This is a genomic window from Cobetia sp. UIB-001 (genome assembly GCF_044789135.1).
Lineage (GTDB): Bacteria > Pseudomonadota > Gammaproteobacteria > Pseudomonadales > Halomonadaceae > Cobetia > Cobetia amphilecti.
On the sequence record NZ_CP058244.1, the window covers coordinates 2,869,480 to 2,888,698 of the forward strand.

17 protein-coding genes are annotated in these 19,219 nt (G+C 62.3%); 4 read left to right on the forward strand and 13 right to left on the reverse strand.

From position 1 onward, the window contains the following. Nucleotides 1-240 precede the first annotated feature (240 nt). Both HA399_RS11965 and lapB read left to right on the forward strand, forming a co-directional pair. Entirely contained in the window at nt 241-546 is a 306-nt protein-coding gene (locus HA399_RS11965) for a lipopolysaccharide assembly protein LapA domain-containing protein (RefSeq protein WP_024952295.1), read from the forward strand. Then, on the forward strand, nt 547-1,725 hold the full coding sequence (gene lapB, locus HA399_RS11970; RefSeq protein ID WP_043335632.1) for a lipopolysaccharide assembly protein LapB: 1,179 nt from the start codon (nt 547-549) through the stop codon (nt 1,723-1,725). 164 nt (nt 1,726-1,889) lie between these two features. Here the strand turns inward: lapB and HA399_RS11975 are convergent, their stop codons facing one another. Then, nucleotides 1,890-3,353 (reverse strand): sodium-dependent transporter, encoded by a 1,464-nt coding sequence (locus tag HA399_RS11975; RefSeq protein WP_348472807.1) that lies wholly within the window; start codon nt 3,351-3,353, stop codon nt 1,890-1,892. Between the two features lie 433 nt (nt 3,354-3,786). Between HA399_RS11975 and HA399_RS11980 the strand changes: the two genes are divergently transcribed. Both HA399_RS11980 and HA399_RS11985 read left to right on the forward strand, forming a co-directional pair. Then, entirely contained in the window at nt 3,787-4,440 is a 654-nt protein-coding gene (locus HA399_RS11980; RefSeq protein ID WP_043335637.1) for a TrkA family potassium uptake protein, read from the forward strand. Further along, nucleotides 4,437-5,831 (forward strand): TrkH family potassium uptake protein, encoded by a 1,395-nt coding sequence (locus HA399_RS11985; protein WP_404325103.1) that lies wholly within the window; start codon nt 4,437-4,439, stop codon nt 5,829-5,831. The genes HA399_RS11980 and HA399_RS11985 overlap by 4 nt, the downstream gene beginning before the upstream one ends. Nucleotides 5,832-5,957: 126 nt before the next feature. Here the strand turns inward: HA399_RS11985 and ihfA are convergent, their stop codons facing one another. The 12 genes from ihfA to HA399_RS12045 form a co-directional block, all read right to left on the reverse strand. Beyond that, the gene (gene ihfA / locus HA399_RS11990) at nt 5,958-6,314 is read right to left on the reverse strand and encodes an integration host factor subunit alpha (protein WP_107336300.1); all 357 of its coding nucleotides are present in this window, start codon (nt 6,312-6,314) and stop codon (nt 5,958-5,960) included. A gap of 26 nt (nt 6,315-6,340) precedes the next feature. Next, nucleotides 6,341-8,725, reverse strand: a complete 2,385-nt coding sequence (pheT, locus tag HA399_RS11995) for a phenylalanine--tRNA ligase subunit beta (protein WP_404325104.1) — start codon at nt 8,723-8,725, stop codon at nt 6,341-6,343. 56 nt (nt 8,726-8,781) lie between these two features. After that, complete coding sequence (gene pheS, locus HA399_RS12000; RefSeq protein ID WP_043335643.1) at nt 8,782-9,801, reverse strand: phenylalanine--tRNA ligase subunit alpha; 1,020 nt, start codon at nt 9,799-9,801, stop codon at nt 8,782-8,784. Nucleotides 9,802-10,159: 358 nt separating this feature from the next. Beyond that, nucleotides 10,160-10,513, reverse strand: a complete 354-nt coding sequence (gene rplT / locus HA399_RS12005; RefSeq protein WP_043335644.1) for a 50S ribosomal protein L20 — start codon at nt 10,511-10,513, stop codon at nt 10,160-10,162. 45 nt (nt 10,514-10,558) lie between these two features. Next, nucleotides 10,559-10,753 carry a 50S ribosomal protein L35 gene (gene rpmI / locus HA399_RS12010; protein WP_043335648.1) on the reverse strand — a complete coding sequence of 65 codons (195 nt, stop codon included), beginning with the start codon at nt 10,751-10,753 and terminating at the stop codon, nt 10,559-10,561. Between the two features lie 100 nt (nt 10,754-10,853). Continuing rightward, nucleotides 10,854-11,393, reverse strand: coding sequence for a translation initiation factor IF-3 (gene infC / locus HA399_RS12015; protein WP_082388253.1), 540 nt, complete (start codon nt 11,391-11,393; stop codon nt 10,854-10,856). A 34-nt stretch (nt 11,394-11,427) separates the two neighbouring features. Beyond that, nucleotides 11,428-13,326: a threonine--tRNA ligase gene (thrS, locus tag HA399_RS12020; RefSeq protein WP_054555467.1), complete on the reverse strand. Its 1,899-nt coding sequence runs from the start codon at nt 13,324-13,326 to the stop codon at nt 11,428-11,430. Between the two features lie 338 nt (nt 13,327-13,664). Further along, the gene (locus tag HA399_RS12025) at nt 13,665-14,540 is read right to left on the reverse strand and encodes an OmpA family protein (protein WP_043335655.1); all 876 of its coding nucleotides are present in this window, start codon (nt 14,538-14,540) and stop codon (nt 13,665-13,667) included. Between the two features lie 277 nt (nt 14,541-14,817). Beyond that, a complete protein-coding gene (locus tag HA399_RS12030) occupies nt 14,818-15,972 on the reverse strand; it encodes an amidohydrolase (protein WP_404325105.1) in 1,155 nt (384 codons plus the stop codon). A 20-nt stretch (nt 15,973-15,992) separates the two neighbouring features. Continuing rightward, nucleotides 15,993-16,505 carry a DUF2489 domain-containing protein gene (locus tag HA399_RS12035; RefSeq protein WP_082388255.1) on the reverse strand — a complete coding sequence of 171 codons (513 nt, stop codon included), beginning with the start codon at nt 16,503-16,505 and terminating at the stop codon, nt 15,993-15,995. Nucleotides 16,506-16,736: 231 nt separating this feature from the next. After that, nucleotides 16,737-17,870 carry a glycosyltransferase family 4 protein gene (locus HA399_RS12040; protein WP_404325106.1) on the reverse strand — a complete coding sequence of 378 codons (1,134 nt, stop codon included), beginning with the start codon at nt 17,868-17,870 and terminating at the stop codon, nt 16,737-16,739. Beyond that, nucleotides 17,867-19,219 (reverse strand): UDP-glucose dehydrogenase family protein, encoded by a 1,353-nt coding sequence (locus tag HA399_RS12045; RefSeq protein WP_404325107.1) that lies wholly within the window; start codon nt 19,217-19,219, stop codon nt 17,867-17,869. The genes HA399_RS12040 and HA399_RS12045 overlap by 4 nt, the downstream gene beginning before the upstream one ends.

The window sequence follows — 19,219 nt, forward strand, 5'->3', positions numbered from 1 at the left end:
ACAGCGCGACCGATGACAGTGCTAAAGACGACGGCGCGGCTGACTGACAGCGCTGCCCGCAGAGAAAGTCCCGGCGTGACGGGGCCGGCTGGCTCAGCGCCGGCCGACATCTGCTCAAGCCGTCATGCCAGAGACGACAGCCACCCACCTCACGGCGTCGCCGCCAAGACTCGCGCGATGGGCAGTGATACACTCGCTCCCAGATGATTCACGACTGCATTTCATGACAAGGAAACCGTTATGCGTTGGCTAAAAGGTCTCGTTCTGGCCGTGATCCTGCTGATCGTCCTGCTGGTCGGTATTCTCTTTGCCGTTCACAACCAGCAAGCCGTGCCCCTCGACCTCATCTGGGTAGAGCTGCCTGCTGCGTCCCTTTCCATGTGGCTGCTGTTCTCGCTGGCCATCGGCGTCGTGCTTGGCATGGTCGCGATGACCGGCATGTACCTGCGCCTGCGCACACTGTTGACCCGTGCCCAGCGTCGCAACCAGCAGCAACGCAAGGAACTGGACCAACTGCGCATCCAGGAGATCAAGGAAGTGGCATAAATGCCTGATCTGATATTGCTGGGATTGCTGATGGCGGCCATCGCCATCGGATTCTGGCTGGGGCGGCGTGATCGTCGCCCCGATGAACAAGCACCGGCTCCTGCCACCCTGTCCCGCGACTACTTCGTCGGCCTCAATCATCTGCTCAACGAGCAGCCTGATCGTGCCATCGAAACCTTCGTTCAGGCCCTGGAAGTCAACAGCGACACCGTCGATACCCACATCGCGCTGGGCAATCTCTATCGCAGTCGCGGCGAAGTCGATCGTGCCGTCAAGATTCACCAGAACCTGCTGGCCCGCCCTGCCCTGGATAGCGAACAGGGCGAGCGTGTCCAGCTGGAACTGGCCCGCGACTTCATGCGCAGCGGTGTCTATGACCGCGCCGAGAAGCTGCTGGAAACCCTCCTCAAGCAAGCGCAACACGACAGCCATCGGCGTGCCGGCCGCCGCCTGTTGATCGACCTCCTCGAGCGGGAACGCGAATGGGAGGCCGCACTCGAAGTCGCCCACGCCATTCTGCGCCAGGAAGGCGGCATCCGCCGCGCGGCGGCCCACTGGCACTGCGAACTGGCCGCGCTGGATATCGCCGAAGGCAGCCAGGCGATGGCCCGCAAGCGCCTCAAGCAGGCGCTCTCCACCGATGAGAAATGCGTCCGCGCCAACTGGATGCTGGCCGAGATCGAATTCGATCATGCCAACTACAAGCAGTGCATCCGCCTGCTGCAGCGCATTCCACGTCAGGACACCGGCTTCACCCCTATCATCCTCGAGCCACTGGGCAACGCCTTTCGCATGCTGGATGACGAGAGCGGCCTGGTACGCCTGCTGCATCAGGAAGTCGAGCGCGCGCCCTACACCACGACGGTCATCAGCCTTGCGCAACTGATCGAGCGCCGCGAGGGTGTCGAGGCCGCCGCCAGCTTCGCCAGCGAGCAGCTGCATCGTCACCCCAGCCTGCGCGGCGTCGACTATCTGCTCGATCTCTACCTACTGGATGCCGACGAGCGCGAGACCGAGCGTTTCAATCTGCTCAAGCGTCATACCCAGCAACTGATCCAGGCGCGTCCTCGCCATCGCTGTCATCGCTGCGGCTTCGAAGCCTCGATGCTGCTCTGGCAATGTCCGAAGTGCCGCCACTGGGGCACGGTCAAGCCGATCACCGGCTTGGAAGGCGAGTAACGGCGCCAGCTGGCACACAGATACCACCAGCAGACAGACAGACCACAGACATCAGAACGAAAAGCCCCCTGCAGCACGCTGCAGGGGGCTTTTTCATGCCGCTTTCATGACTACCGGGCTGGCGCTATCGAACTGATGCTATCGAACTGACGCTAGCGATCATATCAGCCCTGCTCGGCGGCACGCTCGCGCAGGCGCGGCGAGAGCAGCTCGCCCACGAGACAAGCTACCAGGATGACGGCCACGAAATACGGCCAGTCGTCGAATGACAGCTCTGCGACGCCCAGGGCATCGACGAAGATCGCCAGGATGCAGACCGGGCTGACATAACGAATCATGAACAGCCACAGGCGATAGCCGGCATCGCTCAGATTCAGCTCATCGCGCAGCATGCTGCTCTTGAAGACGAACCCGGCCAACAGCGCCATGGCGATGCCACCGATCGGCATCATCCAGCGCGAGGTCAGGTAATCGAGCCAGTCGAAGAAGTGCTTGCCGGCCAGCGTCCAGTCCGCGCCGAGATTGAACGACAGCATCGCGAACATCGCCACCAGCCACAGCACGCTGCCAGCCAGCCATGAGGCCTTGATGCGACTCATGTTGCGGTTCTCGCTCAGCCAGGCGACGGTCGCCTCGATCATCGAGATGGCGGAGGTCAGGGCAGCGATCGAGAGCATGGCGAAGAACAGCACCCCGAACAGCTGCCCGAAGGGCATCTGGTTGAAGGCCACCGGCAGGCTCATGAAGATCAGCCCCGGCCCGGAGGACGGGTCCATGCCATTGGCGAAGATGATCGGGAAGATCGCCAGACCCGCCATCAGTGCCACCAGGGTATCGGCAATCGCCACCGTGAAGGTAGTGCGGGCGATGGAGGTGCCCGACGGCAGGTAGGAGCCGTAGGTGAGGATGGCGCCGGAGGCCAGCGACAGGGTAAAGAAGGCATGCCCCAGCGCGGCCAGCACCCCTTCACTGCTCAAGCGCGTGACATCGAAATCGAACAGGAAGTGGAAGCCTGCCGAGAAGTTGCCCGAGGTCAGGGCATAGCCGATCATGATCAGCAGCATGATCACCATGCCCGGCATCATCCAGCGCACGCTCTTCTCGACGCCTTCCTGCACCCCGCGCCCGACGATCAGCATCGTCACCACCGTCACCAGCGTGGCCCAGCCACCCAGCGCCCATGGGTTGGCGTTGCCGGCCTCGAAGATGGCGCCCAGCTCCGCGACGCTGTGTCCGGACAGCGCGCCACTGGCCATCTTCCACAGGTAACTGAACGACCACCCCGCCACCACGACATAGAACGACAGGATCATGAAGCCGGCCAGCATCGCGATCCAGCCGAAGACCTTCCACAACGGACTGGCCCCCGCTTCACGCGCCAGATTGGCAATCGCCTCGATGGGGCTGCCGCGCCCGCGCCGCCCGAAGGCGATCTCCGCCATCATCACGGGCACGCCCACGGCGAGAATGCAGGCCAGATACACCAGCACGAAGGCGCCACCGCCGTACTCACCGGTGATATAGGGAAACTTCCAGATATTGCCCAGCCCTACCGCGGAACCGGTAGCTGCAAGGATGAAGCCCCAGCGACTGATCCAGAGATTCTTGGGTTGCTGTCTTGCCGTCATGGAATACCTTACGAGTTATTGTTGTGAGCCAGTGGTGATCGACGCAACGCCTGGCCGCCTTGGGTGCTCACACAGACCATTTTACTGATATGAAGCAGGTTCGTCCGCGATTCCCATCGAAAATCACCACGATTCCCTCAGAATTCCTCTGCGAAAACGCCATCACCACACGACGGCAATCACTCTACATTGAATACTTCAAATGGGTAACATTTGAAACGACACCTGCCTCCCAGGCCTGACAAGCAACCTCGCCTGAGACGCACCGCGCCGCAAAAGAGCCCGACATCACCGCATCACTGGAGTAGGCTCATTCAAGAGACGCAGACCAGAACGCTCTGGCTAGAGAGGGCTGGGCCTGAGAGTGCCTGGCCAGTGAGCGTCGGGACAAAGTGCGTCTGGCCTCACCCAGCAGCGCAGACAAGGAGTCGTCATGCATCGTCAATTCGCGGTTATCGGACTGGGCTATTTCGGCAGCACCGTCGCGCGGGAGCTCAGGCGCCATGACCATGAAGTGCTCGGCGTGGATGCCGATGAGAAGCGCCTCAATGCCGTGGCAGACCTGCTCAACCAGGCGGTGATCGCGGACCCCACCGACGAACATGCCCTGCAGGAGCTGGGGCTTGAGCAGTACGACGCCGTCCTGATCGATCTGGCCGACTCGATGGAACAGAGCCTGATCTGCGCGCTGCTGGCCAAGGAGCTCGGCGCCAGGGAGCTGTGGGTCAAGGCCACCTCGGATGCACACCACAAGCTGCTCAGTCGTCTGGGTGTCGATCACATCGTGCATCCGGAGTACGACCTGGGCGTGCGCGTGGCGGAAAGCCTCGCCTACCATGCCATGGTCGACTTCATCCATCTCGGCGATCACCAGTTCGTGGTCGAGCTGGAGGTCAGTGCACGACTGGGCGATGACTGCCAGCAGCTCGATCAGCTGCCCATCGATGACGACATCAGCGTGATCGCGCTGCGAAAGGGCAAGACACTCGATCGCCAACCCTCCGGCAGCACGCGACTGGCCGCCGGTGACCATCTGGTCCTGATCGGCGAGCTGAGCGCGCTGCGCAAGCTGGGAGCGCATCTATGAGGCAGCGCTACCGGCGCTATCTCCGCCCCCTGACCCGCAGCCCACGCGGGCCCATCATTCACCTGTCGCCGCCGGAGATTCTGCTGAGCGGCTTTCTGGGTCTCGGCATGCTGGGCGCCTGCCTGCTGAAACTGCCCGGCATGCACCAGCAAGGGCTGAGCTGGCTGTCGGCGCTGTTCACCGCAACCTCTGCCGTCACGGTCACCGGACTCTCCGTCACTCCGCTAAGCGACTTCACCCTCGCGGGCCAGACCGTCGTGCTGATACTGATCCAGCTCGGTGGACTCGGCTTCATGACCATCGCCGCCCTGTCGCTGGTGATGCTGGGCCAGCGCCTGCCGATGCATCAGACCAGCCTGCTGCGCGAGGCGCTCAATCGCAGCAGCTCACGCGAGATAGGCCGCCTGCTCAAGATCATCACCGCCTTTGCGCTGACGCTCGAGCTGGCAGGCGCCTCCTTGCTGGCGCTGGACTGGGTGCCCGAGTATGGCTGGCAGGAGGGGCTCTGGCTGAGCCTCTTCCACTCGGTCTCGGCCTTCAACAATGCCGGCTTCACCCTGTGGCCGGACAGCCTGATGCGCGAGGCGGCCAACCCTCTGACCAGCGGCGTGATCGGCATCCTGTTCATGACCGGCGGCATCGGCTTTGCCGTCATCGGCGAGCTGCGCGAGCGGCGCCGCCAACATGGCTGGCGCGTATTGCTGCAGCCGTCACGCTTCTCGGTGCAGACACGCCTGGTGATCGAGGCCACCGTGGCGCTCAACCTGCTGAGTCTGGTGGTGATACTGGCGCTTGAATGGCGCAACCCCGGCACGCTGGGCGCCATGACCAGTCATGGCGAACGCCTGCTCGCCGCCGCCTTCATGGCCATCACGCCGCGCACCGCCGGTTTCAGCGTCATCGATTCCGCCGAGATGACACAAGCCTCGACCCTGTGGACCATGGCGCTGATGTTCATCGGCGGCGGCAGCGGCTCGACGGCCAGCGGCATCAAGTTGACCACCTTCGTGGTGCTGCTGCTGACCACGCGCGCCTTTCTGCGCAGCGAGCCCTCCCCCACCCTGCACGGCCGCCGCATCGGCGATGACACCGTCTTCAAGTCGATCGCCGTGGCTCTGGCTGCCATGCTGTTGATCTTCAGCATGCTGTTCGGCCTGACCATCACCGACCCGGACCACGCCTTTCTGTCGCTGGCCTTCGAGACCGTCTCGGCCTTCGGCACCGTCGGCCTGAGCCACGGCCTGACGCCCGAGCTCTCGCCCGGCGGGCAATTGCTGATCATCGCGACCATGCTGCTGGGCCGCACCGGACCACTCGCCCTCGGCTATCTGCTGGCGACCCGCAGCCGCCCCGGCATCAGCTATGCACGCACTGAGCTCTCGATCGGCTGATGTGCACGGGTGATGGCACACCACAAACGACGCCTCAGAACGACGAAAGCCCCGACGCAAGGCGTCGGGGCTTTCGTGAGCATGGTCACCCGCTCAGGGAGCGGCGGGTGAGGTCAGGCAATGACCTCAGTGATCATCATCATGATCATCGTGGTCATCATGCTCTTCAAGACGCTGATGTGCGTGCGTCTCGCCGTCGTACTCATCCACTCGGGCCTTGAGCTTCTGACCTGGGCGGAATGTCACCACGCGACGCGCGGAGATCGGAATCTCCTCGCCTGTCTTGGGATTGCGCCCCGGACGCTCGCGCTTGTCACGTAGATCGAAGTTGCCGAAACCGGACAGCTTCACCTGTTCATTTTCCCGCAGGCAACCGCGAATCTCGTCGAAGAATACCTCTACCATCGACTTGGCTTCGCGCTTGGACATGCCGAGTTCTGCATGCAGATGCTCGGCAAGTTCCGCCTTGGTCAACGCTCCCATGTCCGCTCCCTCGTTCAAGTGGCGACTCATGCTCTCAGCGCCGCCCCGAAACGTGTGTGGCCATCGGTGACGATCGCATCGACTAACTGATTGATTTCCTCATCATTCAGCGTGCGCGAAGGATGCTGCCAGGTCAAGCCCAGGGCGAGCGACTTGTGACCATCGGCTACCCCCTGGCCCTGATAGACGTCAAACAGGCGCAGGTCCGTCAGCCATTCACCGGCTTGCGAGCGGATGGCGTCGAGCAGCGACTGCACGTGAACGCCCTCTTCGACCACGAAGGCCAGGTCACGGCGCACTTCCGGATACTTGGAGAGCGGCGCGAAGCGCGGCAGACGGCCCGCGCAGGCAGAGGCCAGCGTGATCTCGAACACGAACACCTCGACCTTCAGGCCAAGCTCGGCGCGCGCCGCCGGGTGCAGGGCACCCATCCAGCCCGCCGGCTCACCATTGAAGAACAGCTGAGCGCACTGGCCCGGGTGCAGTGCCGGATGCTCGGCGGCTTCGAAGCGCCAGGCATCCAGATTGCCGCCCAGTGCCAGCAGTGCCTCGACATCGCCCTTGAGATCGAAGAAGTCGACCTTGTCACGACCGCCATTCCAGCCTTCCGGCAGACGGGCGCCGGTGATCAGGCCGCCGATCATCGGCGTCTGCTCGAGGGAGTCCAGCTCGCCGCGGAACACAAGCCCGGTCTCGAACAGGCGCACTCGCGACTGCTGACGATTGAGGTTGTGGCTCAGCGCCTTGACCAGCCCCGGCAGCAGCGAGCTGCGCATCACGGCCATGTCGCTGGAAATCGGGTTGGCCAGTGCCGGTGCCACCCCTTGCGGATCCAGCGTCTTCTGCAGCTCAGGGGCGACGAAGCTGTAGCTGATCGCTTCCTGATAGCCCCGCGCCACCAGCTGACGACGCAGGCTGGTCAGCGGCTGGGTGGTCTCATTGGCCACGGCCGGTGCCAGACGCGCGTTCGGGCGGCTGACCGGCAGATTGTTGTAGCCGTGGATGCGCGCCAGCTCTTCGATCAGGTCAGCCTCAATGCTGACATCGAAACGCCAGCTCGGCACCGTCACCTGCCATTGGCTATCGCCATTCGCGGCGACCTGCATGCCCAGACGCTCGAGAATCTCGACGATCTCGTCATCCGGCAGCGCCATGCCCAGCGTGCGCTCGACACTGACGCCGCTCAGGCTGACGACGGCGGCCTTGGGCAGTGCTGCGTCGCTGGCGACCTCGATGATCGGGCCCGGCTTGCCGCCGGTGATCTCGAGCAGCAGGGCTGTCGCGCGCTCGATGGCATCACGCTGCAGCTGGGCGTCCACACCACGCTCGAAACGATGCGAGCTGTCGGTGTGCAGGCCGTAGCTGCGCGCCTTGCCAGCGACGCTCAACGGCGCGAAGAAGGCCGACTCGAAGAAGATGTCGCGCGTCTCGGCGTTCACGCCACTGCCTTCACCACCCATCACACCGGCGATGGCCAGCGGGCCCTTCTCATCGGCGATGACCAGGGTGTCGTCACGCAGCGCGACTTCCTGACCGTCGAGCAGCGTCAGCGGCTCTTCAGCGGCTGCCATGCGCACCTCGATGCCACCGTTCAGGCGTGCCAGATCGAAGGCGTGCATCGGCTGGCCGAGTTCGAGCAGCACGTAGTTGGTGACGTCGACGACGGGGTCGATGCTGCGGATACCACTGCGACGCAGACGCTCCTCGAGCCACAGCGGCGAGGTCGCGGCGACATTGACGTCACGCACGACACGTCCCAGATAGCGCGGGCACGCCTCTGGCGCGCTGACGGTGACCGGGAAGGTATCGTCGATCTGGGCGGCGACCGGCTCGATGCTCGGCGCCGTGACAGCGAGACGGTTGAGCACGCCGACTTCGCGCGCCAGACCCTTGACGCTCAGGCAGTCGCCACGGTTCGGGGTCAGATCGACCTCGATGGCGTTGTCGTCAAGATTCAGGAAGTCACGTGCATCACGGCCCACCGGCGCGTCCGCGGCCAGCACCATGATGCCGTCGGAGGCTTCGGCTTCCAGACCCAGCTCGGAGGCACCGCAGATCATGCCGCGGGATTCGACACCGCGCAGCTTGGCCTTGCGAATCTTGAAGTCGCCCGGCAGCTTGGCGCCGACCTGAGCGAAGAGCACCTTCTGGCCAGTAGCGACATTCGGCGCGCCACAGACGACCTGCACCAGTGCACCACTGCCATCATCCACCTGGCAGACATTGAGGCGATCGGCCTCCGGGTGCGGTTGCTTGTCCTTGACCTCGGCCACGACCACACCGGTGAACTCACCGGCGACCGGTTCGATACCATCGACTTCCAGACCGGCCATGGTGACCTGATCGGCCAGCTGCTGGGTGTTCAGTTCCGGCGACACCCACTCACGCAGCCACTGTTCGGAAAATTTCATCTTGCTGTCCTGTTCCGTAAGTTCACGCCCTCAAGGCGCGATACGTGAATGAGTGCCTAGCTGAACTGGCGAAGGAAACGCAGGTCGTTCTCGAAGAACAACCGCAGGTCGTTGACGCCGTAACGCAGCATCGCCAGACGCTCCACGCCCATGCCGAAGGCGAAGCCGCGGAAGCGCTCGCTATCGATACCAGAGTGACGGAAGACTTCCGGATGCACCATGCCGCACCCCATCACCTCGAGCCAGCCGGTGTGGGAGCAGACACGACAGCCGTCACCGGCACACATCACGCACTGGATATCGACTTCAGCGGACGGTTCGGTGAACGGGAAGTAGGACGGGCGGAAGCGGACTTCCAGGTCATCACGCTCGAAGAAGGCATGCAGGAACTCTTCGACGGTGCCCTTGAGGTCGGCGAAGCTGACATTCTCGTCGACCAGCAGACCCTCGACCTGATGGAACATCGGGGTGTGGGTCAGATCGGAGTCGCAGCGATAGACGCGACCCGGACAGACGATGCGCAGCGGCGGCTCACTGGCCTTCATGCTGCGCACCTGCACCGGTGAGGTGTGAGTGCGCAGAAGACGCGTGGCATCGAAATAGAAGGTGTCATGCATCGCGCGCGCAGGGTGATGCGACGGAATGTTCAGCGCTTCGAAGTTGTGATGGTCATCTTCGATTTCCGGCCCTTCTGCGACCCCGTAACCGATGTGCGAGAAGAAGCTTTCGATACGCTCAAGCGTGCGGGTGACCGGGTGCAGGCCGCCTACCGGCTCACCACGGCCCGGCAGGGTCACATCGACGCGCTCGGCGGCAAGACGCGCATTGAGCGCAGCCGTTTCCAGCGTATTGCGACGCGCATCCAACTCGCCACTCAGCAGCTGCTTGGCTTCGTTGATGGTCTCACCGGCCTTGGGACGCTCTTCGGGGGACAGCTTGCCGAGGCCCTTGAGCAGTGCGGTGATCTCGCCCTTCTTGCCGAGAAAACGTACCCGTACCTCGTCGAGGGTCTGGACGTCTTCGGCCGCCTGGATCGCGGTGCGTGCTTCGTCCACCAGGGTGGAAAGATGTTCCATCCGTTCAGCTCCGATCGCTTGAGTCACTGGCGCGGCAATGTCCGCCACCAATGGAAGTCGCGCCGACCCGAAGGTCGGCAGGGAGAGCGCTCCGCCTGCGGTGAGTCACGCAGACGATCGCACCCTTGCCAGAGACCGGCCCACAACGCGGCCAATCCCGTTCATGTCGCTGTCGACCCACCGCCGGTTCTCTGACGGCAGGTCAAACAAAAACAGGGGAAGAGCGGCTGCTCTTCCCCTGTGACGTAACACGTCATCTCGATACCGCCTGAGTTGTCCAATGCAAGCATTCGACAGTCACGGCCCGATTCGCCACCTGAGCGGCTCGCCGGGTCTGGGCGACATCTGATCCGGTCACTTACTGAGCAGCCTTGGCCTTCTCGACGATGGCAGCAAAGGCAGCTTTTTCGTGAACCGCGATATCGGCGAGGACCTTGCGGTCGATCTCGATATTGGCCTTCTTCAGGCCAGCGATGAAGCGGCTGTAGGACATGCCATTGATGCGGGCCGCAGCGTTGATACGCGCGATCCACAGGGCACGGAACTGACGCTTGCGGACACGACGGTCACGGTAAGCGTACTGGCCGGCCTTGATGACAGCCTGCTTGGCTACGCGGAAGACGCGTGAACGCGCTCCGTAGTAACCCTTGGCCTGCTTCATGATCTTCTTGTGACGGCGACGTGCGACGACGCCACGCTTGACGCGGGACATAGCGTACTCCTGATATTAAGAAAGTTGGACCGAGGTAAGGACGGCTTACAGGTTCGGCAGCATGCGCTGGATCAGCGCCTTGTCTGCAGCGTGAACCTGCTTCATGCCACGCAGCTGACGCTTACGCTTGGTCGACTTCTTGGTCAGGATGTGGCTACGGAAGGACTGCTTGTGCTTGAAGCCGTTGGCAGTCTTCTTGAAGCGCTTGGCAGCGCCGCGGTTAGTCTTGATCTTCGGCATGAGTATTAACTCCGCTCGGTTTCTTGAGAAAATCCAGGGCCGACAAAAAGAGCCACGCCCGCAGGCGTGACCCTGATGTGTCCGTTTTACTGCCTATGGATCACTTCTTTTTCGGCGCGAGAATCATGATCATCTGACGGCCTTCCATTTTCGGGAAGGACTCGACGGTCACGAGCTCCGAGAGATCGCCGGCGATCCGTTCCATCAGCTTGCGGCCGATGTCCTGGTGCGCCATTTCGCGACCACGGAAGCGCAAGGTTACCTTACCCTTGTCTCCGCCTTCGATGAAGCGAGTCAGGTTGCGTAGCTTGACCTGATAATCGCCTTCATCGGTACCAGGACGGAATTTGACTTCCTTGACCTGGATCTGTTTCTGCTTCTTCTTCTGCAGATTCTTCTGTTTCTTCTCGTCGAAAAGAAACTTGCCGTAATCCATGATCTTGCAGACGATGGGGTCGGCATTGGAAATCTGGACGAGGTCGAGCCCTGCCTCTTCGGCCTTGACAAGCGCATCTTTGGTTGACACTACGCCAACCTGCTCGCCATCTGCGTCGATGAGGCGGACTTCGTCCGCACGAATACGGTCATTGATGGGAGCCCGCTTTTCCTGGGGGCGTCCGCGCTGATTATTCCGCTTGATCGTTGCGTCTCCGTTTGGCTGAAATTCGTTACTGTCAGACCTGTTCTTCCTTCAGGCGTTCCATGAATTCTGAAACTTTCATGGTGCCGAGGTCTTCACCGGAACGGGTTCTGACAGCTACTGCATCAGCTTCCACTTCCTTGTCGCCAACGACGATGAGGTAAGGAACCTTCTGCAGAGTATGCTCACGGATTTTAAAGCCGATCTTCTCGTTCCTCAAGTCTGCTTTGACACGGATGTCATGTTTCTCGAGGCGGGAGACCAGATCCTTGGCATATTCTGCCTGGGAATCCGTGATATTCATTACGACAACCTGCTCCGGGGCGAGCCAGAATGGCATCGCGCCTGCGTGGTGCTCGATCAGGATGCCAAGGAAGCGCTCGAAGGAGCCGAGAATCGCGCGGTGCAACATGACCGGCATGCGACGCTCTCCACTTTCATCGACAAACTGGGCACTGAGACGCTCAGGCAGATTGAAGTCGAGCTGTAGAGTACCACACTGCCAGACACGATTCAGACAATCTCGCAGAGAGAATTCAATCTTTGGTCCATAGAAGGCACCCTCACCCGGCTGCAGCTCCCACGGCAGGCCAGTCGCATCCAGTGCTGCCTGCAGGCCGGCTTCGGCCTTGTCCCACGCTTCCGGCTCACCGATGAAGGATTCCGGACGGGTGGAGAGCTTCAATTCGACGTCTTCGAAGCCGAACTGACGGTAGACTTCCAATGTCAGACGGATGAAGTCCTCGGCCTCGGACTCGACCTGATTCTCGGTACAGAAGATGTGGGCGTCATCCTGGGTGAAGCCACGCACACGCATCAGGCCATGCAGAGAGCCGGACGGCTCGTTGCGGTGGCAGGAGCCGAACTCGGCCAGACGCAGCGGCAGGTCACGGTAGCTCTTCAGGCCCTGATTGAAGACCTGAACGTGACACGGGCAGTTCATCGGCTTGACCGCGTACTCACGCTTCTCGGACTCGGTGGTGAACATCAGCTCGTTATAATGTCCCCAGTGCCCGGACTTCTTCCACAGCGAAAGATCGACCACCTGCGGCGTCTTGATCTCCTGGTAGCCATTGGCACGCTGGATACGACGCATGTACTGCTCGAGCACCTGGTACATGGTCCAGCCATTCGGGTGCCAGAACACCATGCCCGGGGCCTCTTCCTGCATATGGAAGAGGTCCAGCTTCTTGGCCAGCTTGCGGTGATCGCGCTTCTCGGCTTCCTCGAGACGCTTGAGGTAGGCCTTGAGCTGCTTCTTGTCCGGCCAGGCGGTGCCATAGATGCGGGTCAGCATCGGCTTGGTGGAATCACCACGCCAGTAGGCACCGGCCAGCTTGAGCAGCTGGAAGTGCTTGAGGTGACGGGTATTCGGCACGTGCGGGCCGCGGCACATGTCGGTGTATTCTTCGTGGTGGTAAAGGCGGATGGTGTCGCCTTCGCCGATGCCCTCGATGATCTCCTGCTTGTACGGCTCATCGCGCTTCTCGAAAGCGGCCATGGCCTGGTCACGCGAGACATACTCACGCACCACATCGTACTCGCTGTCGATCAGCTGCTTCATGCGCTTCTCGATGGTCTCGAGATCTTCCGGGGTGACCGAGCGGCCAAAGTCGATGTCGTAATAGAAACCGTCATCGATGACCGGGCCGATGGCCATCTTGGCCTCCGGGTAGAGCTGCTTGACGGCATGACCGATCAGGTGCGCGCAGGAGTGACGAATCACGTCCAGGCCTTCCGCATCACGCGCCGTGAGAATGGCGACGTTGGCGTCTTCGGTGATCATGTCAGCGGCATCGACCTCGACGCCATTGATCTTGCCGGCCACGCAGGCCTTGGCAAGACCGGGACCGATGGACTCGGCCAGCTGCATCACGGAAATCGGGGCATCGAAGGTACGCTGGCTGCCGTCAGGCAGAGTAACGATAGGCATGAAGAATTCCTTGCGTTCAGTGGTGGCCCTTACCAAGGGTCACGTGAAGCGAATTTGGCCGAACGCGGGGCGTCGGCTCGAAATGGGGGCAATGACGATCACGCCCCTCACGCTACTGACCCCGGCCTACAATGCCTGGGGCGCCGCCCACTGCCCCATGATGATCGAGCGACCAGTCAGGGCGTGGACACATAACGCGGGAACATGAGCGAGGCAAGACCTTAGCAGCCCGTTCAAAAGTCGTAAAGATACGCTTGAGCCACTGGAGGCCATGCACGACACGAACGCAGACGGGGCGCCCTGAGGCGCCCCGTCTGATTCAGCTTACCGCGTTCGGCTTACTTGACTTCAGCAAGCTCGACACGACGGTTTTCGGCACGGCCTGCAGCGGTATCGTTGCTGGCGACCGGCTGCTCTTCACCGTAACCCACAGTCTGGATACGGTTGGCGCCAACACCTTCGGAAGCCAGGTAGGCCTTCACGGAGTCAGCACGCTTCTGGGACAGCTGCTTGTTGTAGGAGTCAGAACCCACGGAGTCAGTGTGACCTTCAACGCGAACGCGGACGTTCTCGTTGGAGACCAGCTTGGCCGCCACACCATTCAGCACTTTCTCGGCATTGGCAGTCAGCTTGGCGGAGTCGAACTCGAAGTTCACGTCACGCAGGACGAGGTCAGCGACACAGCCCAGGGCATTGACCTTGGCGCCGGCCGGGGTGTTCGGGCACTGGTCCTGGTAGTCCGGCACGCCGTCACCGTCGGAATCGAGCGGGCAGCCTTTCGCGTCAACAGTGACGCCGGCCGGAGTACCCGGGCACTGGTCCTTGTAGTCAGCAACGCCGTCACCGTCGGTGTCCAGCGGGCAGCCTTTCGCATCAACAGCGACGCCTGCCGGAGTCCCCGGGCATTCGTCACGGTCGTTCGGCACGCCGTCGCCATCGTCGTCCATGGACTTCGGAGCATCGTCAGCACACAGCAGCGCGCCAGCGGTCGCGCCGCCGACAGCACCCAGAGAAGCGCCGGTGTCTTCGTCGCTGTCGCCAGAGACGCCGTAACCAATCCCGCCACCGATCAGGCCACCGGCCAGACCGCAGACGAACGGCTGGCTGTACCAGGGCTTCTCAGCAGATGAAGACTGGGAAGCAGAGCTTGCGCAGCCAGACAGGCCAACAACCAATGCAGAACCCAGAACCAGGCCAGTCGTAGATCTTTTCATGTAAGACTCCTTCTTAACACAGCGCAATATGTAACGAGGGTGTTACGTATCGACTCAGTATAAGAGCCGAACTCGTTACGATGAAAGGAATTTTATTCAAATCTTCCTTTAAGAAGAAAGCACATGCAGGTGCGTCCTTCCAGCTCTGATCGGGTCTGTTTCCCTTGAAAACGGTACCGATCCTCAGGCATACGGTGAAGGAAAACAGTGTTTTTTGCAACGTCGAAAAACTTTGACACTAACTGTATCAGAATGGCGACGCTGTAAAACCCCTGTTTTACTCTCTTCCAAGGTGCTGGCGAACCAGCCCCTCGAAAATCTCGACGCCGGGCGCCAACAGCGTATCAGGAAAATCGTAATCGGGGTGGTGAAGCCCCGGCATTTCCTCACCTGCGCCAAATGTGAACATGGCGGCATGGCAGTCACGTGCCAGCACACCAAAGTCCTCGGACCAGCGATGTGCCTGAGAAAGTTCCGCGCAATCAAGCCCTTGCTGTCGCGCCACGCGGCGAATCATGTCGTTCGCCTCAGGCGAATTCCAGGTCGCATCGAAGGTGTCACACCAGTCCACGTCGATGCCCAGACGGTCTTCTTCCGCCTCGCTGCGCGCCAGTGACACCGCCGCTTCGGCCAGCGCCTTCATCATGTCATCGCTCTCGGTGCGCAGGGTGACCATCACCTCGGCGTCGCCCGGTGAGGTGCCGAACGCGACCTCGCCCAGGCGCGCATGAATCAGGGTCACCATCGCAAGTCCGGTCTCATCGGCAAATTGCAACGGCAGACGCGACAGGCCTTGCATGATGCGACACATGGCCATCGCCGGGCTGCGACCATTTTCCGGGTGGGCCGCATGTGCACAGAGCCCGGAAAGCCGCACGATCATGCCGCGTGAGGCACAGGTGAAGGCATGGTCGCGCACGCTGACTTCCCCGAGGGGGCGCCCCGGCAGGTTGTGGCACGAATAGAGATAGTCCGGCTTGAGCGCGGCAAAGGCCTTGCTGCGCACGACGGCGCGCGCCCCTTCGCCGGTTTCCTCGGCGGGCTGGAACAGCAACACCACCTCGCCCCTGGCGACCGGAGATGCCGCCAGGCGCTGCGCCACGCCCAGCATCCAGCTCATGTGGCCGTCATGGCCACACAGGTGCCCGACATGCGGATGACAGGAGGACCAGTCGCCGCGCGGCGCCTCATCGATGGGCAGCGCATCCAGCTCACAGCGCAGCATGACGCGCGGGCCTGGCTCGGCGCCGCGGAAGATGGCGGCCAGACCATGCCCGCCCAGCCCGCTGACCACCTCGGCGCCGGCCTCCTGCATCCAGCCGGCGATGCAGGCCGCCGTGGCGGCTTCCTGTCCGGAGAGTTCCGGTGAGCGGTGCAGCGCGTGACGCAGCTCGGCCAGCGGCGTGCCCAGCAAGGAAAGTGTCGTGTTCATGCCTGCCTCGTGAAGACTCATCAGACGGCCTGCCCCAGATCTGCTGGCGAAGCGGGACGCTTGCGCCCCAGGTAATGCTGATGCCAGAACTCCATGTTGCTCAGCACGCGACTCGCCGCCAGCTGCAGCGGCTCCGCCAGCGCTTCCTCGACGGCGATGCGCTCCTTGTCTTCGGCCAGACGTTCACGCGGCGACAGCTCCTTGCGCGCCGAATGGGTGTGCAGGTGTGATACCCGCCCATGCAGGACACCGAAGACCGAGAGCACGTCATCTTCGGCCAGACTGGTATCGAGAATCTCGATCAACACCTTGCAGCGCAGACCGCCTTCCACCATGTCGACCTGCCCGGCCTGCATGGCGCGTGCGATGGCTTCGAGGCTTTCCAGACAGTTGGCGCGCGCCTGGATGAGCTCTTGCTCGCGACGCGCCTCACGCACCTTGACCTCGCGGCGCAGCTTGAGGGCATAGAACGCCAATCCCGCGATGATGATGATCGCGATGACGGCCAGAATGATGCTGATAGTCAGGGACATGCCTTTCTCCTGCGGTAAACAAGCCATGAGTATAGGGACTGCACACGCGACACCCAAGGTGGAGCACTGCGACCGATGACCACGTAGCCCGCCCTCACCCACGCCTTGCGTCAACAAAAGGCCCCGCATCGGGGATACGGGGCCAGTCGTGTCATTCACTCTTGCACGCTTTCCTCTGTCGTACTCATGCTTCGTCCGGCACGCAAGCGGTCAATCTGTCAGCGCGGACCTTCACCGCCCCGCCATCAAGGCCTCGAAGCTGGCCTTGAGCTTGAGATTCTGCGCCTGATGCGAGTAATTGCATGCCAGACTGGCCAGCGCAGCGCTCAGCGCCTGCGTATCGCTCTCGAGCAGATGGGTGCAGCGCTCGGCCCACTGCTGTGGCGTGGACTCTGCCGCCATGACCAGCTCAGGGTAATCATCGAGCAACTCGGCCGAGCCGACCCGCGCATTGAGCAGCACCGGCGCACCACAGGCCATCGCCTCCAGCGCGACACGCCCGAATTCCTCGATATGGGCCGGCATCACGAACAGGTCCAGCGCACCGTAGAGCGTCTCGACCTCCGGGATGGTCGAGCGCCAGATCATGCGCTCGGCGATGCCCGCCTCCCTGGCCTGCTGCTGGTAAGGCGCGGCATCATCCTTGCCTACCACCAGGAAGCGATAGCGGCCCGGTGAGGCCTGCTCCATCAGTGCCGCCATCGCCACGAAGCCTGCCACGTTGCGCTTGGTGAAGTTGCCGGATGACACCAGACCGACCAGCAGCTCATCCTCGGCCACGCCCAATGCCTCACGTTGGGCGGTGCGCCCTGCGCGCGCGCGCTCGACCGTGAATTGCTCCGGATCATAGCCCGGGTAACTGATCTCGATCCGCTCAGGCGCGATACCGTAGCGCGCCATCAGATCCTCGCCCATCATGCGCGAATTGACCGCGACCTGACGGAACTTGCCACCCTTGAGCACGTGATCATGAATCGCCGCCACTTCGTGGTCGCGAGGCAGCTCACGGCCATGGATGCACTGCGAGGCAAGGTGCACGCAATTGTGCAGATAGACGGTATCCGGGCTTTCGCAGTCACCATGACTGATCAGCAGGTCGGGCGCATGACGGCTGGCCCAGGCCTGAACACGGCGATTGAACCAGAAACGTCGATACGCCCCCTTGAAGGGCCACCGCCACAGGCGCACCAGTTCCGCGCCGTGGGCGCGAGCCAGTTCGGGCTTGCCGCGCTCGGCGAGAATCACCACGCGATAGCCCAGCGCGCGCAACGCATCCGCCTGCTCGAAGGCATTGCGGCTGGCACCGGTGTTCTTCTCGACCTGACGAATGGCGATCGCGGCCAGCTTGCCTGCACCAGTGCTCACGACGCCTCCTGCACACGACGCATGGAGTCACCGCGGCCGACCGCGTAGTACATCAGACCAGCGGCCTTCATGGCGGCAGGCTCGAACAGGTTGCGGCCATCGACCACCACAGGGAAGCCGAGCTGCGCCTTGAGCCACTCGCCATCCAGGGTGCGGAATTCCTTCCACTCGGTGCACACCACCAGTGCATCGGCGCCCTTGACCGCCTGCTGACGGTCCGCGACCAGTACCAGCTCATCGCGCTCGCCGTAGATGCGGCGGCATTCCTTCATCGCTTCCGGGTCATAGGCCTGCACGGTCGCGCCCGCGTCCCACAGCGCTTCCATCAGCGTACGGCTCGGCGCGTCGCGCATGTCATCGGTGTTGGGCTTGAAGGCCAGACCCCAGACAGCGATGGTCTTGCCCTTGAGGTCGCCATCGAAGGCCCGCGACAGCTTGTCGAACAGCGTGACCTTCTGGCGCTTGTTGACGGACTCGACCGCAGTCAGCAGCTCGGCGTCATAGCCGACCTGACTGGCGGTACGTGCCAGCGCCTGGACGTCCTTCGGGAAGCAGGAGCCACCATAACCACAGCCCGGATAGATGAAGTGGTAGCCGATACGCGGGTCACTGCCGATGCCACGACGCACTTCCTCGATGTCCGCACCCAGGCGCTCGGCCAGGTTGGAGATCTCGTTCATGAAACTGATCTTGGTCGCCAGCATGGCGTTGGCAGCGTACTTGGTCAGCTCGGCGGCGCGCACATCCATGAACATCAACTTTTCATGGTTGCGGTTGTAGGGGGCGTAGCATTCGCGCATGCGCTCACGCACCTTCTCGGAATCGGTGCCGACCACGATGCGTGCGCCACGCGTGAAGTCGTCCAGCGCCGCGCCTTCCTTGAGGAATTCCGGGTTGGAGCAGACATCGAAGTCGACACGTTCGCCGCGCTCGGCGAGCACTTCGGCGACTCGCGCCGTGACACGATCCGCCGTGCCCACCGGCACGGTGGACTTGTCGATGATGACCTTGTAGTCATTCATGTGCTCGCCAATGGTGCCGGCCACCGCAAGCACGTACTTGAGGTCGGCGCTGCCGTCTTCGTCCGGCGGTGTGCCCACGGCGATGAACTGCAGCACGCCGTGCTCGACGGCCTGACGGGCGTCAGTGGTGAAGTTGAGGCGGCCGGCCTCGACATTGCGCAGCACCATGCTCTCCAGCCCCGGCTCGAAGATGGGGATCTCGCCTTGCTTGAGGCCATCGATCTTGGCCGCATCAACGTCCATGCAGATCACGTCATGGCCGACATCGGCCAGACAGGTGCCAGTCACCAGGCCTACGTAGCCTGTTCCGAAGACAGTGATTTTCAT